Consider the following 13,466-nt stretch of genomic DNA (forward strand, 5'->3'; position numbering starts at 1 on the left):
ATGATCAAGCGTCTCCTGATCGCCAACCGCGGCGAGATCGCCCGGCGGATCGCCCGCACCTGCCGCCGGCTCGGCATCGAGTACGTGGCGGTCCACTCCGACGCCGACCGCTCCTCGGCCCACCTGGCGGGCGCCGTCGAGCGGGTCCGGATCGGCCCCGCCGCGGCCGCCGAGAGCTACCTGGACGTCGACGCGCTGGTCGACGCCGCCGTCCGGACCGGCTGCGACGCCGTCCACCCCGGCTACGGCTTCCTCTCCGAGCACCCCGGCTTCGCGGCGGCGGTCGCCGGGGCCGGGCTGGTCTGGGTCGGCCCGGACGCCGCCACGATCACCGCGATGGGCGACAAGTCGACCGCCCGCGCGCTGATGGCCGCCGCCGGGGTCCCGGTGCTGCCCGGCTCCGGGACGGCCACCGAGTCGGCCGAGGAGATCCTGGCCGACGCCGAGCGGATCGGCTACCCGGTGATCCTGAAGCCCGTCGCCGGCGGCGGCGGCAAGGGCATGCAGGTGGTCCGCGCGGCCGCCGAGCTGCCCGAGGCGGTGGCCGAGGCCGTCCGGCTGGGCCGCAGCAACTTCGGCGACGGCCGGCTGCTGGTCGAGCGGTACGTGGAGCGGCCCCGCCACATCGAGGTCCAGGTCTTCGGCGACGACCACGGGAACGTGGTGCACCTCTTCGAGCGCGAGTGCTCGCTGCAGCGCCGCCACCAGAAGATCGTCGAGGAGGCCCCGGCCGCCAACCTGGCGCCCGCCGTCCGGGCGGAGCTGCTGGAGGCGGCCGTCCGCGGCGCCCGGTCGCTCGGCTACGTCAACGCCGGCACCTTCGAGTTCATCCTGGACGCCACCGACCGCTGCTACTTCCTGGAGGTCAACACCCGGCTCCAGGTGGAGCACCCGGTCACCGAGGAGATCACCGGCGTCGACCTGGTGGAATGGCAGCTGAGAGTCGCCGACGGGCAGCGGCTGCCGCTCGACCAGCACGAGATCACCGCGACCGGCCACGCCGTCGAGGTCCGCGTCTACGCCGAGGACCCGGCCGACGGCTTCCGGCCCGCGCCGGGCCGCGCGGCGGCGGTCCGCTGGCCGGCCGGCATCCGGGTGGAGGCGGCGTTCGACGACACCGGATCGGGCACCGACGGGGCCGCGTCCGGCTCCGCCGCGCCGGAACCGGCCTTCGCGGGCGGTCCGGGCGGTGACGCGGCCTTCGGCGGCGCCGTCTTCGGTGGCGGCGCCGAGGTCCCGGCCTTCTACGACCCGATGTTCGCCAAGCTGATCGCGCACGGCCCGGACCGCCCGAGCGCCCTGCGCCGGTTGCTCCCGGCCGTCCGCGACACCGCCCTGCCCGGGCTGACCACCAACCTCGGCTTCCTCGCCGAACTCCTCCGGGCCCCCGCCGTGGTCGCCGGGCGGATGGACACCCACCTGGTGGACGCCCTGGTCTCGACCGGGACCGGGCAGTCGGGGCAGGGCGAGCCGGCCGGCCCCGCCGGCCGCACCGACCGGGTCCTGGCCGCCGCGGCCTGCGCGGCCGCGATGCAGCTGCCGCCCGTCGACGACGCCCCCGCCTCGCCGTGGCACGGCGCGGTCGGCCCGTTCGACCGCCACCGGCTGGACCCGGTCGCGCCGTTCGGCCGGGTCGTGCTGCGGCACGGCCGGCGGACGCTGCAGGCCGGACTCACCGGACGGCGCGGCGCCGCCGTCGACGTCCAGGTCGAGTCCACCCCGTTCACCGTCACGGTCGCCGCCGTACCGGGCCACCCCGGCCTGTACCGGGGCACCGTCGGCGACCGGCGCTGGACCGGTCTGCGCAGCCCTGCCGGCTGGGAGCTCTCCGTCGACGGGCACCGGGTGGCGCTGGCCGCCCAGAGCTTCGCCGAGGGCGGCTCCGGGGCCGCCGACAACGCCGTGAAGTCGCTGATGCCGGGCACGGTGGTCGGACTGCTGTGCGAGGTCGGCGACCGGGTCGAGGAGGGGGACGCCCTCGTCATCGTCGAGGCGATGAAGATGGAGAACCGCATCCTCGCCCCGTTCTCGGGCGTCGTCACCGCGATCCGCTGCGCCGTGCGCGACCTGGTGGCGACCGAACAGGTCCTGGTCGAGCTCGACGCCGAAGCCTGAGCGCCCGACCCGCCCGACCCGCCCGATCCGCCCCACCCCCCGGTCAGTTGAAGTAGTACCCCCCCCCGCACCACGCACGCAAGGAGCCCTCTCATGCCCGCTGAACCAACCCCCCGGAAGCTGCTGCTGGTCGGCGGGGTACGGGCGGTGCCGCTCGGCCTCGACATGGCGCGGCTCGCCCTGGACCAGGCCCACGCGCGCGGGCTGCGGACCCACCTGACGAACCAGGAGGCCGTCCTCGCCGCCACCCCCGGGGTGGCCGAACAGGCCGGCGCCGTCTCGGCGGTGGACTTCGCCAACCCCGGCGAGTCCGCCGCCTGGGCGCGCGACCGGGCCGCTGCGGGCGAGCGCTTCGACGCCGTCCTCGCCCTCCAGGAGATGGCCCAGGTGGCCGCGGCCGAGACCGCCGAGGCACTGGGCCTGCCGGGGAACCCGGCCGAGGCCGTCCGACGGGTCCGCACCAAGGACGCCTGCCGGACCGCCCTGGCCGCCGCCGGCTTCCGGCAGCCCGCCGTCCGGCTCTGCGCGGACGAGGCGGAGGCGGCGGAGTTCCTGCGCGGCTCCACCGGGCCGTGGATCGTCAAGCCCCGTGACGCGATGGGCAGTACGGGCGTCAGCCGGATCACCGGACCGGACGGACTGCCCGCCGCGATCGCGCTGCTGCCCGGCCGCAACCCCTTCCTGGTCGAGGAGTTCGTCCAGGGCGCCGAGTACAGCGTCGAGGGCCTCTTCCTCGGCGGCGAGCCGGTCGTCCTCGCGGTCACCGAGAAGGAGAAGGTGGAGCCGCCGTTCTTCGTCGAGGTCGGCCACATCCTCCCGGCCGAACTCCCGGACACGCAACGTGAGGAGATCGAGCGTCAGGTCAAGGCGGCGCTCGCCGTGCTGGGCCTGCGCGTCGGCGGCTTCCACGTCGAACTCTGGCTGAGCCCGGACGGCATCGTGCTCGGCGAGGTGCACGGGCGGTTCGGCGGCGACTGGATCCACCGGATGCTCGCCCACGTCGTCCCCGGCCTGGAGCTGTTCGGCCTCCTCTACGACGACCTGCTGGGCCTGCCGCGCGACGAGGCCGCGCCGACGCCGGTCCGGGCCGCCGCCGCCCGCTACCTCACCCCGCCGCCCGGCCTGGTGACCGCGGTCGAGGGGTGGACGGAGGCGGCGAACCACCCGGACGTGCTCTACGCCGACCTCGCGGTCGGACCCGGCGGCACCGTCCGCCCGCTGCGCACCTCCGGGGACCGGGCGGGCGTGATCGTGGTCGGGGCCGACACCCCGGACCAGGCCCGCAAGCTCGCCCGCGAGCTGGCCGACTCGGTCCGCTTCACGGTGGAGCCGGCCCGGACGGTGGAGCCGGCATGACGCACACGGACGCCCCGCCCCGGGCGGCCGGCCTGCTGAGCCGGCTGACCGCCACGCTGCTGCCCGCCTCCCGGCAGGGCCGGATCATGGCCGCCGGGACCACCGTGGACGCGGTCGCCAACGGCCTCTACCTGGCCACCGCCACGCTCTACTTCGTCCGCTACCTCGACATCACGGCGGTCGCGGTCGGCACCGCGATCGCCGCGGCCAACATCGCCGGCCTGCTCAGTCCGCTGGTCTTCGGCCCGCTCGCGGACCGGCTCGGTGCCCGGCCGGTCTACGTGGCGCTGACGCTGGTCCGGGCGCTCGGCTTCATCGGGTACGCCCTGGTCGGCAGTTACGCCGGCTACCTGGTCGTCACCTGTCTGACCATCGCCGCCGCGCGGGCCTGCTCACCGCTGCTCCAGGTGATCGTCGGCGAGTTCGAGGGGGCCGCCGAGCGGACGAAGACGATGGCCTCGCTGCGCGCCATCACCAACATCGGCCTCACCGCCGGCTTCCTGCTGGCCGCCCTGGTGCAGGCCGCGCACTCCCGGGCCGCCTTCGTCGCGCTCTTCCTGTTCAACGCGGCCGCCTTCGCCGCCGTCGCGCTCGCCGTGGTGCGGGCCGGCCGGGTGGCGGGATCGTCGGCCGCGCCGGCCGCCGCGCCCGCCGAGGCCGGGGCGGAGGGCGGCTCCGGCTCGCCGTACCGGGACCGGCGGTTCCTGCTGGTCACGGCTGCCAACGCGGTGCTGATGCTGCACGACTGCGTGCTGTTCATCCTGCTACCGCTCTGGGTGGTGGACCGGGCCGGGCTGCCGGCCAGTGCCAGCTCGGCCCTGCTGGCGATCAACACCGTGCTGACCGTGGTGCTCCAGCTCTCGGTGGCCCGGTTCGCCCAGGGGCTGGCCAAGGCGCTGCGGATGCTCCGGGTCGCCTGCCTCTTCCTGGTGCTGGCCTGCGCGTTCTTCGCCTTCGCCGACGGCCGGGGCAAGTACCTGGCGCTGGCCGCCGCGGTGGTCGCCGTCGCGCTGCTGACCGTGGGGGAGAACCTGCACGCCGTCTCGCGCTGGGAGATCTCCTACGAGCTGTCGCCGCCGGTGGGCCGCTCCCGCTACCTGTCGCTGTTCAGCACGGGCATGAGCGCGCAGCTGATCGTCGGCCCGTTCCTGGCCACCGGTCTGCTGCTGCCGGCCGGCGCGATCGGCTGGGTGCTGCTCGCCGCGCTGTTCGCGGGCGCGACCACCGTGACGGTGCTCGCCGGCCGCACCGGCATCCAGAAGTCACCGGCCGTTTCCCAGGAGGCGCTGACCGGCTGATGTCACTCTGCGTTGCTTGAACGATCACAACCGAGCAAGTACAGTCCCCCTAGAGCGTGTCAAGGGCCACGCGGGCACACCGGGGGGTGGACTTCATGCTGCGACGCTCGGTCGCGACGTTCCCCGGTCTGCCTTTCCGATGTCGGTCCAGCCACTGAACCAGCCGTTCAGCAAGGGGACTTGTCATCACCGACCGGGCTGACGAACCATCAGCCGCGCCGGTACTTCGGGCTGTCCGAATTCGACACGTCCCCCCTCGGGGCCGTCATCGTCGAATGCAGGAACAGACCGGAGTGAGCCATGGTGCTGCGCGAGGCACTGAGCATCCCCATCCCCCTCGACCACGAAGCGTCGACCACCGCCGAACTCCCCGGCCTCGCCAGTCTGCTACGCGACTGGCGAGGCCGGGCCGGCCTGCGAATGGGGCTGGCCAAGCCGCTGCCCCAGATGGTCGTCGCCACCAGACTCGGCATGAGCGAGCGCTGGTACCGCGACCTGGAGCGAGGCGGCACCGCCCGCTTCGACCCCAGACTGCTGGCGCTGCTCGCCGACGTGCTGCTGCTCGACGCCGACGAGCGCGCCACCCTCTACCTCTACGCGATGGGCGGCACCCCGGCCGCCGGCCCGGCCCGGCCGGAGGACCTCACAGCCCTCCAGGAGCTGGTCGACCGGCAGATGCCGAGACCGGCCTTCATCGCCGACCGCGCCTGGACCGTCGTCGGCCACAACCGGGCCGCCGCCGAGTGGTTCCCCTGGATGAGCAGGCCCGGGGCCAACTTCGCCCGCTGGGTGCTGACCGCCCCGGAGGCCCGCGAACAGGTCGCCGACTGGACGTGGCAGGCCCGGATGACCCTCGCCATGATCCGCTTCGCGCTGGCCCGCTACCCCGGGGACGAGTCGGTGGTCGCCCTGCTCACCGACGTGCTGCGCGACCCGCTCTGCCGCCGGCTCTGGGCCGGCCGGGCCTGCGTGGTCGCCAACCGGGACGGCGACCGCTTCGGCCTGCGGCTGCCGCACCTCTCGCCCGAACCGATCGAGACGGTCGCCCAGGTCCTCACCCCCGGTGGCCGACCGGACCTCAGCTTCGTCGTCCTGGGGCCGCCGCCCGGGGTCTGACCGCGGGGTGCCCCGGGGCCGCCGGCCCCGGGGTCCGAGCGGGGGCGGGGCGGCCGGGCGCGGCGTCAGTGGAACCGCGTCACGAACCGGCGCTGCCAGGGGGTCTCGACGGCGCGCCGGTCGTAGTGCTCCCGCACGAAGGCGACCGCCTCGCCGGCCGGGACGCCGTCCAGCACGGTCAGGCAGGCCAGCGCGGTCCCGGTCCGGCCGAGCCCGCCGGCGCAGGCCAGCTCGACCCGCTCGGACGCCGCCCGCTCCCAGGCCTCCCGGAGGGCGGCCGCCGCCTCGGCCCGGTCAGTGGGCAGCCGGAAGTCCGGCCAGCGGAGCCAGCGGCTCGCCCAGCGGACGGCCGGCGGCCGGTGCCCCAGCAGGTAGAGCCCGAAGGCGGGTTGCGGCCCGGGCGGCAGCGGCCGCCGCAGACCGCGGCCCCGGACGAGTCGGCCGGACGGCAGGCGCAGCACCCCGGCGGCGGCGGGGTCCCAGGTGGCGGAGACGGTCATCCGGCGAGCCTACGGCGCGTCCGGCCGGTCGCGGGCGGTCGCGGGCGGGGCCGGGCCGGGTGGCAGCACCCGGCCGTTCCGTGCCGCGGGTCCGCGCGGGTCAGGAGGCCGCGTACAGGCCGGTCGGGGCGGGCAGACCGGCGCGGTGTGCCAGAGCGGCGGCCTCCCCGCGCGAGGTCACGCCCAGCTTGCCCAGGATGTTGGCGACGTGGAACTTCACCGTGGACTCGCTGATCAGCAGGGCGCCGGCGATCTCCCGGTTGCGCCGGCCCCGGGCGAGCTGGTCGAGCACCTCCAGCTCCCGGGGCTGCAAGCCCTCCAGGGGGTCCGGCCCGCCGGTCGCCGCCGGGGCGCTCAGCGGCAGGTCGACGGTGACGGTGGTGCCCCAGCCGGGAACGGCGTCCACCGCGAGCCGGCCGCCCACGGCGGTGATCCGGTCCGCCGTCCGGTGCACGGCCAGGGTGTCGGCGCCGAGCAGGCCCGGGCCGTCGTCGCGCACCACGACCCGCAGGACGTCCGCGACGAACTGCCAACTCACGTGCAGGCGCGTCAGACCGTCCTGTTCCATCATGGTGAGCACGGCCGACCGGACGGCCGCCCGGGCGGTGTGCGCGATCTCGGCGGGGAGGGAGCGCCCGCCCGCCGCCGGGGCCGGCAGGTCGAGCCGGACGGGGCTGTGCCGCAGCAGCGGGCGGATCTCGTCCGCGAGCCGGGCGAAGGCGGTGGCGGCGGGCTCCTCGCTCAGCTCCCGGTCGAGGTCGGCGCCCGCACGCAGGTCCAGCAGCGCGCCGACGGCCAGCTCGGTGGCGCTGCGGCGGGCGGTGGCGTCGTCCAGGGCGGCGGAGCGCAGCGGCGCGAGGATCGCGGAGAGCGCCGAGGCGTGCGCGCCGCTCAGCTCGGCGATGGCCCGGGCCCGGGCACCGGCGGAGGCCCGTGACGTGGCGGCGTACGCGGGGGCGGCGTCGACGGCCCGGTGGTGGGAGTGGGTGACCAGCAGCTCCCAGAGCTGCTGCAGGACGGCGAGCGGCTGGTCGGGCAGCCGCTCGCCGCCCGTCCGGACCAGCACCAGCAGCGCGCCGTTGCTGCCGGGCGGGGCGGCGGAGACCGCGACGGCCGCCCGCGGCCGGCCCGCCAGGACCGCCTCGCCCTGCCAGGGCAGACCGGGTGCCACCGCCTCGGCCAGCCGGGCCAGTTCCCGGGTGGTGATCCGCCCGGTGAGCTCGGTCGGACCGTGGGCGAGGGCGGGGGAGTAGGTGCAGACGCCGCTCAGCTGGGCGAGGGCGGTGTGCGGGACGAGATCGGCGAGGACGCCGGAGAGGCGCGGGAGGAGCTGTGGCCTCGGCGCCCCCAGCACCGCCACCACCTGGGCGAGCACGTCCTCGGGGCGCTCCCAGCCGCGCTGCCGGTGCCCGGGGTGCCCGGCTCCGTCCGGGGCCTGCGCCGCGTTCCCGGCCCTCGCGTGCCCGGTCGCCGCGCTTCCCGCCCCGTCGCCTGCCCCGTGGTTCGCCATGGGTTCCAGCCTAGTCACCCGGTCCGCGCGGGTGCCTGGCCGTTCGGCCAGGCGGAACCGGCCGAACGGCGGGCCGGAGACCGCCCCTCCCGCGACCAGGCTGGAGACCGTCAGACCGACGAACTCTCCGACCAGTGAAGGACAGTGGGACTCCCATGACCAAGGCCATCGCCTTCTCCGCATTCGGCGGCGCGGACGTGCTGCACCCGATCGAGATCGACCTGCCCGCTCCCGGCCCCGGCCGGATCCGGATCGCCGTCCGGGCGGCGGGCGTGAACCCGGTGGACCACAAGCTGCGCAGCGGCGCGATGGAGGGCCTGTTCCCGGTGACCTTCCCGCACGTCGCCGGTTTCGAGGTGGCGGGCGTGGTGGAGGCCGTCGGCGAGGGGGTGGACGAGTGGGCGCCCGGGGACGAGGTGTTCGGCTCGGTCCGCGGCGGCGGCTACGCCGAACACGCCGTGGTGGGCGCCGGCGACGTGGCCCGCAAGCCGGCCGGGCTGAGCTGGGAGCAGGCCGCGGGGCTCCCGGTCGCGGCCGAGACGTCCTGGCGGGCGCTCCACCTGCTGGGCGTGGAGCGCGGCCAGACGCTGCTGGTGCACGGCGCGGCGGGCGGGGTGGGCACGATCCTGCTGCAGTTCGCCCGCTCGCGCGGGATCCGGGTGATCGGCACCGCGAGCGAGGCCAACCACCCGTACCTGCGCGAGCTGGGCGCGATCCCCGTGACGTACGGCGACGGTCTGGCCGAGCGGGTCCGGGCGGTGGCGCCGGAGGGGGTGGACCGGGTGCTGGACGCGGCCGGCCAGGGTGACGTCCTGCCGCTCTCGATCGAGCTGGCCGGCGGACCGGAGCAGGTGCTGACCATCGCCGACCACGAGGGCTCGGCCAAGTACGGCGTGCGGTTCAGCGCCGGCTCGGACACCGTCCACCACCACGGCCCCGCGCTGGCCGCCGTGCTCGCGCTGCACGAGGAGGGCACGCTGCACCTCCCGCTGCACCAGGTGTTCCCGCTGGCGGAGGTGGACCGGGCGCACCGGGTGAGCGAGCAGGGGCACGTCCGGGGCAAGCTCGTCCTCACCGTCGGCTGACGCCGGCGCCGGGGCGGTCCGCCGGGTGCCGCGGTCTGCGGCGGGGTGGAGCCGCCCCGATCGCGGCCTGACCCAACTGCGCGGTGTACCGGTTCATCTGACGGTCGGTCGGTAGAGTCCGGTGCCATGGCTGATGCGATCGAATCCCCGGGTGCGGGGCGGCTGGCGGGCAAGTCGTGCGTGGTGACGGGTGCGGCGAGCGGGATCGGCCGTGCGGTGGCCGAACGCTTCGCCCGGGAGGGCGCGCGGGTGGTCGCGACGGACCTCGACGCCGAGGGTCTGCTGCGGCTCGCGGACGAGCTGCCGCGGGCGGTCAGTACGGTGGTCGGCGACGTCTCCCGCGAGGACGACGCCCGCCGGATGATCACCGCCGCCGTCGAGCGGCACGGCCGGATCGACGTCCTGGTCGCCAACGCGGGGGTGCTCCCGCTGTCGGAGATCACCGAGGCCGACGCCGAGGAGTGGGACCGGGTGATGGCCGTCGACGGCCGGGGGATGTTCCTCACCTGCAAGTACGCGATCGAGGCGATGGCCGGGCCCGGCGGCGCCGGCGGTGCGATCGTCTGCCTCTCCTCGATCTCCGGCGAGGCCGGCCAGCGCGGCCAGGCCGTCTACGGGCCCGCCAAGTTCGTGGCGTCCGGCCTGACCAAGCACCTGGCCGTCGAGTGGGCCGACCGCGGCATCCGGGTCAACGCCGTCGCTCCCGGCACCATCACCACCGAGCGCGTCCGCCGCCTCCAGGACGAGCCGGGCGGCTCCGACTACCTGACGGCGATCGAGAAGCTGCACCCGATGGGCCGGCTCGGCACCCCCGCCGAGGTGGCGGCGGCGGTCCTCTTCCTGGCCTCCGACGACGCCTCCTTCATCACCGGCGCGGTCCTCCCGGTGGACGGCGGGTACCTGGCGCAGTAGGGCTCGCCGGCCCTGGGGCGTGTGCGCGGGTGGTTCCCCGGACCGGTCACCGTGCCCCGGCCGGTCGGCCGACGAGCTCGGCGGGCTCCCCGGAGAAGCCGACCTCGCCCCGGTGCAGCACATGGACGACGGCCGCGCCGGTGAGGCTGCGCGGGAGCGACCGCGCGGTCAGCACGACCGCCCGGCCCTCGGCGGCGGCCGTGTCGAGCAGGTGCGCGTGCAGCCGTGCGGCCACGGCCGGGGCCAGCCCCCGGTCCGGCTCGTCCAGCAGGAGCAGGCGCGGCCGGCCGGCCAACGCACTTGCTAGGGCGACCAGTTGCTGCTGCCCGCCGGAGAGCGTCCCGGTCGGCCGGGGCAGCAGGGCGGTCAGTTCGGGGAGGAGCGCGAGCACGGCCTCGGCGGGGGCGCCGGCGAGGCCGAGGTGCTCGGCCACCGTGAGCGAGGCGAACACCGCCCGCTCCGCCGGTACCAGCGTCAGCCCCAGCCGGACCCGCTGGTGGACACCGAGCGCCGTGACGTCCCGCCCCCGCCAGACCACCCGGCCGGCGGCGGGCCGGACCAGCCCGGCCAGGGCGTGCAGCACGCTGGTCCGCCCGGACCCGTTGCGGCCGAGCAGGACGGTGACCGCGCCGGCGGGGAAGGCGAGGTCCACCCCGTGCAGGGCCTCCAGCGGTCCGTAGCGGACGCGGGCGCCGTGGAGTGCGGCTTCGACGGTCATCGGGTGCTCGCCCGGGTCGCTCGGGCGGTGCGGGCGGTGGGGGAGGCGGGGGCCGGCTCGCGGAGGGCTTCCGGTGGTCCCTGGCGCACACGGGTGGCTTCGACGGTCACGGGGCGCCCACCCCGGCCCCCGGCGCGGCCCCGCCCCAGGCCCGGGCCACCCGGGCGTCGGCGAGCACGGCGGCCGCCGGTCCGCAGGCCACCACCCGGCCGCCGGCCATCGCGTACACGGTGTCGGCCAACTCGCCGACCAGGTCGGGGTCGTGCTCGACCAGCAGCAGCGCCATGCCCCGGTCGGCCAGGCCACGCAGGACGGCGGCCAGCCGGGCGGTCTGGGTGGTGTCCAGGCCGGCCGCCGGCTCGTCCAGCAGCAGCACCTGCGGGTCGCCCGCCAGTGCGCGGGCAAGCTCCAGCAGGCGCAGCACCCCGGTCGGCTGCGCACCGGCCGGCTCCGCCGCGAGGTCCTGGAGGCCGAACAGGGCGAGCGCCCGCGCCGTCGCCGTGTCGACGGCACGCGCGTCCGGACGGCGGCGGTGCCGCTGCTCGGCGCCGATCCGGACGTTGTCGGCCACCGAGAGGGTCGGGAAGACGGCGATCTGCTGGAAGGTCCGGGCCAGGCCGAGCCGCACCCGGGCGTACGCGGGCAGCCGGGTGACGTCCCGGCCGCCGAGCAGCACCCGGCCGGCGTCCGGGCGGACCGTCCCGGCCAGGCAGTCGAACAGGGTGCTCTTGCCGGCGCCGTTCGGCCCGATCAGTGCGGTGATCCGCCCCGGTGGCGCGGTGAGGTCGACCCCGGCGACGGCCTCGATGCCGCCGTACCGGCGGATCACACCCCGGGCCGTCAGCAGGGCCCGGCCACTGCCCGGCGGGCTCACGGTCGGGCCTCCTCGCCCCGGGCGGCGGCCTGCCGGGCCGTGATCAGGGTGCGGATCCGGCGGCCGGTCGGGGTCAGGCGGCCCGGCGGCAGCGTGGCGGCCGGGTGCGCCGGGTGGCGCGGGGAGAGGCGGGCGGCGGCGCCGGCGAGACCGCCCGGCAGGCGGCCGATCGCCGCCGCCAGCAGACCCACCGCGACGGCCGACACCCCGGCCACCGTGCCCGCGTCCAGGCCGATCAGCAGCGCGGCGGCCAGCACCGCGCCGAGCGCGCTGTCCGCACCGGCCACCACCACCGCGGCGAACCAGAGCAGCCCGCGCACCGGATCGAACGAGGCCGGGTCGAAGGCGCGCCCGGCCAGGCCCATCAGCCCGCCGCCGAGCGCGGCCAGCGCCGCCCCGGCCACGAAGGCGAACAGCTTCAGCCCGGGCACGTTGACGCCTGCCGCGACCGCGCCCTGTTCCTGGTCGCGCATCGCGGTCAGGGCCCGGCCCGGCCGGCCCCGGTGCAGACCCCGCACCACCAGCAGGCCCAGCCCGAGCAGCACCAGCTCGGCCAGGTAGAAGGCGCGGTCGCCGGCCAGGAAGGCGGGCCGGTCCAGGGTGAGCCCGGTGGTCGCGTACGGCTGCTGGAAGACGAAGCGGCTCATCGCCGTCCCGACCGCGAAGGTGACCAGGGCCAGCGCCGGACCGCGCCGCCGGATCGCCGGCCAGCCGGTGAGCAGTCCGAGCGGGGCGGTGGCCAGCACCGCGAACAGCAGCGCGGGGACGGCGGGCAGCGGCGGGACGGCCGGGATCCGCCCGGACATCAGCAGCGCGGTGCCCAGCGCGCCGAGCCCGGCGTACCCGGCCTGGCCGAGCGAGATCTGCCCGCCGTACCCGGTCACCACCACGATCGAGAGCAGGACCAGGGCGAGCGCGGGCACCAGCAGCGCGCTGCGCAGGTCATTGTCACGGAAGCCCAGCGGCAGCAGGAGCAGCACCAGGCAGACCGCCCGGGCCGCCCGGCCCCCGCCGGCCGGTCCCGGCACCGCGAGCGGGGCACGGTCGCCCGCGCCGCCGGTGATCCGCGGGCCGGCCAGCAGCGCGGCGGCCAGTAGCGCCACCACGAACAGGTTGGCCTGCACCGCCTGCACCAGCGGCAGCAGTTGGCCGGACGGCCGCAGCCTGGTCAGCTCGGCCTGCGCGATCCCGAGGCCGAGGCCGGTCACCACCGCCACCGGGATGCTGCGCAGCCGCGCCGCCACCGCGACCGCCATCGTCTCCATCACCAGCAGCGGCAGCCCGTACGGGTCGAGCAGCAGGTACGGCGCGAGGGCGACGCCGACCAGCCCGGCGGTGAAGGAGCCGAACGCCCAGCCCGCCGCCGAGACCCGGTCCGCGTCCACCCCGGCCAGCCGGGCCAGCCGGCGGTCGTCGACGACGGCCCGCACCTGGAGGCCGAACCGGGTGAAACGGGTGGTGGCGGCCACCGTCAGGGCGAGCACCAGGACGGCGGCGAGCTGCGCCACGGTGTCGGGGCGCAGGGTGTGCCCGCCGGGGAGGGCGATCGGCTCGGCGCCGAACGGGGACGGCGCGCCGCTCAGCGGGGCGGTGCCCCAGACCAGCACCGCCACCCCGATGAGCAGCACGAACACGCCGAGACCGGCCACCATCGTCTCGGCCGTCCCGGCGCCGCGCCGTTGCAGGGGCCGGTAGACCAGGACGTCCAGCAGGACGCCGAGCGCGGGGGCGACGAGCAGCAGGCAGAAGGCGAGGGCCGGCCAGACCGGCCAGTGCCGGACGACCACCAGGTCGCGCAGCAGATAGGCGATGAGCATCGCCTGGGCACCCTGGGCGAGGTTGAGCACCCCGGTCGCACGGTGGCAGACGACCAGGCCGATGCCGCTGAGCGCGGCCGCGCTGCCGACGGTGAGACCGGCCAGGGCGAGGTCGACGGTCAGGCCGAGGGAGTCGAGGGGAGGGGTGTCGGGCACCGGTGGCAC

At 76.5% G+C, this 13,466-nt stretch carries 11 protein-coding genes; 6 read left to right on the forward strand and 5 right to left on the reverse strand.

The features are described 5' to 3' along the window. From ABZ497_RS15600 to ABZ497_RS15615, 4 genes are all read left to right on the forward strand, one after another. Window positions 1–2,115: a biotin carboxylase N-terminal domain-containing protein gene (locus tag ABZ497_RS15600; protein WP_359805403.1), complete on the forward strand. Its 2,115-nt coding sequence runs from the start codon at window positions 1–3 to the stop codon at window positions 2,113–2,115. A gap of 93 nt (window positions 2,116–2,208) precedes the next feature. Then, window positions 2,209–3,471, forward strand: coding sequence for an ATP-grasp domain-containing protein (locus ABZ497_RS15605; protein ID WP_329490383.1), 1,263 nt, complete (start codon window positions 2,209–2,211; stop codon window positions 3,469–3,471). Next, window positions 3,468–4,769: an MFS transporter gene (locus ABZ497_RS15610; RefSeq protein ID WP_352287480.1), complete on the forward strand. Its 1,302-nt coding sequence runs from the start codon at window positions 3,468–3,470 to the stop codon at window positions 4,767–4,769. The genes ABZ497_RS15605 and ABZ497_RS15610 overlap by 4 nt, the downstream gene beginning before the upstream one ends. A 300-nt stretch (window positions 4,770–5,069) precedes the next feature. After that, a complete protein-coding gene (locus ABZ497_RS15615; protein ID WP_352287477.1) occupies window positions 5,070–5,885 on the forward strand; it encodes a helix-turn-helix transcriptional regulator in 816 nt (271 codons plus the stop codon). Window positions 5,886–5,950: 65 nt separating this feature from the next. On the opposite strand, the gene ABZ497_RS15620 is transcribed toward ABZ497_RS15615, so the two are convergent. Further along, the gene (locus tag ABZ497_RS15620) at window positions 5,951–6,385 is read right to left on the reverse strand and encodes a protein-tyrosine phosphatase family protein (protein WP_359805406.1); all 435 of its coding nucleotides are present in this window, start codon (window positions 6,383–6,385) and stop codon (window positions 5,951–5,953) included. Between the two features lie 100 nt (window positions 6,386–6,485). After that, on the reverse strand, window positions 6,486–7,895 hold the full coding sequence (locus ABZ497_RS15625; protein ID WP_359805408.1) for a LuxR C-terminal-related transcriptional regulator: 1,410 nt from the start codon (window positions 7,893–7,895) through the stop codon (window positions 6,486–6,488). Window positions 7,896–8,050: 155 nt separating this feature from the next. Here ABZ497_RS15625 and ABZ497_RS15630 point away from each other — a divergent pair, with 155 nt between their 5' ends. Continuing rightward, a complete protein-coding gene (locus ABZ497_RS15630) occupies window positions 8,051–8,980 on the forward strand; it encodes an NADP-dependent oxidoreductase (RefSeq protein ID WP_359805409.1) in 930 nt (309 codons plus the stop codon). A gap of 126 nt (window positions 8,981–9,106) precedes the next feature. After that, on the forward strand, window positions 9,107–9,892 hold the full coding sequence (locus tag ABZ497_RS15635) for an SDR family NAD(P)-dependent oxidoreductase (protein WP_359805411.1): 786 nt from the start codon (window positions 9,107–9,109) through the stop codon (window positions 9,890–9,892). 46 nt (window positions 9,893–9,938) lie between these two features. Here the strand turns inward: ABZ497_RS15635 and ABZ497_RS15640 are convergent, their stop codons facing one another. From ABZ497_RS15640 to ABZ497_RS15650, 3 genes are all read right to left on the reverse strand, one after another. After that, on the reverse strand, window positions 9,939–10,610 hold the full coding sequence (locus tag ABZ497_RS15640) for an ATP-binding cassette domain-containing protein (RefSeq protein ID WP_359805413.1): 672 nt from the start codon (window positions 10,608–10,610) through the stop codon (window positions 9,939–9,941). A 106-nt stretch (window positions 10,611–10,716) separates the two neighbouring features. Then, window positions 10,717–11,484 (reverse strand): ATP-binding cassette domain-containing protein, encoded by a 768-nt coding sequence (locus ABZ497_RS15645; RefSeq protein WP_359805415.1) that lies wholly within the window; start codon window positions 11,482–11,484, stop codon window positions 10,717–10,719. After that, window positions 11,481–13,457 carry an ABC transporter permease gene (locus ABZ497_RS15650; RefSeq protein WP_359805417.1) on the reverse strand — a complete coding sequence of 659 codons (1,977 nt, stop codon included), beginning with the start codon at window positions 13,455–13,457 and terminating at the stop codon, window positions 11,481–11,483. The genes ABZ497_RS15645 and ABZ497_RS15650 overlap by 4 nt, the downstream gene beginning before the upstream one ends. Window positions 13,458–13,466: the final 9 nt, after the last annotated feature.

The sequence above is a fragment of the Kitasatospora sp. NPDC005751 genome (assembly GCF_040630835.1).
GTDB lineage: Bacteria > Actinomycetota > Actinomycetes > Streptomycetales > Streptomycetaceae > Kitasatospora.

What these genes read in the sequence shown, in the direction of transcription:
- ABZ497_RS15615 (WP_352287477.1), top strand. Translation starts at nt 5,070, where the DNA reads ATGGTGCTGCGCGAGGCACTGAGCATCCCCATCCCCCTCGACCACGAA.
- ABZ497_RS15610 (WP_352287480.1), top strand. Translation starts at nt 3,468, where the DNA reads ATGACGCACACGGACGCCCCGCCCCGGGCGGCCGGCCTGCTGAGCCGG.
- ABZ497_RS15625 (WP_359805408.1), bottom strand. Translation starts at nt 7,895, where the DNA reads ATGGCGAACCACGGGGCAGGCGACGGGGCGGGAAGCGCGGCGACCGGG.
- ABZ497_RS15635 (WP_359805411.1), top strand. Translation starts at nt 9,107, where the DNA reads ATGGCTGATGCGATCGAATCCCCGGGTGCGGGGCGGCTGGCGGGCAAG.
- ABZ497_RS15620 (WP_359805406.1), bottom strand. Translation starts at nt 6,385, where the DNA reads ATGACCGTCTCCGCCACCTGGGACCCCGCCGCCGCCGGGGTGCTGCGC.
- ABZ497_RS15600 (WP_359805403.1), top strand. Translation starts at nt 1, where the DNA reads ATGATCAAGCGTCTCCTGATCGCCAACCGCGGCGAGATCGCCCGGCGG.
- ABZ497_RS15640 (WP_359805413.1), bottom strand. Translation starts at nt 10,610, where the DNA reads ATGACCGTCGAAGCCGCACTCCACGGCGCCCGCGTCCGCTACGGACCG.
- ABZ497_RS15605 (WP_329490383.1), top strand. Translation starts at nt 2,209, where the DNA reads ATGCCCGCTGAACCAACCCCCCGGAAGCTGCTGCTGGTCGGCGGGGTA.
- ABZ497_RS15630 (WP_359805409.1), top strand. Translation starts at nt 8,051, where the DNA reads ATGACCAAGGCCATCGCCTTCTCCGCATTCGGCGGCGCGGACGTGCTG.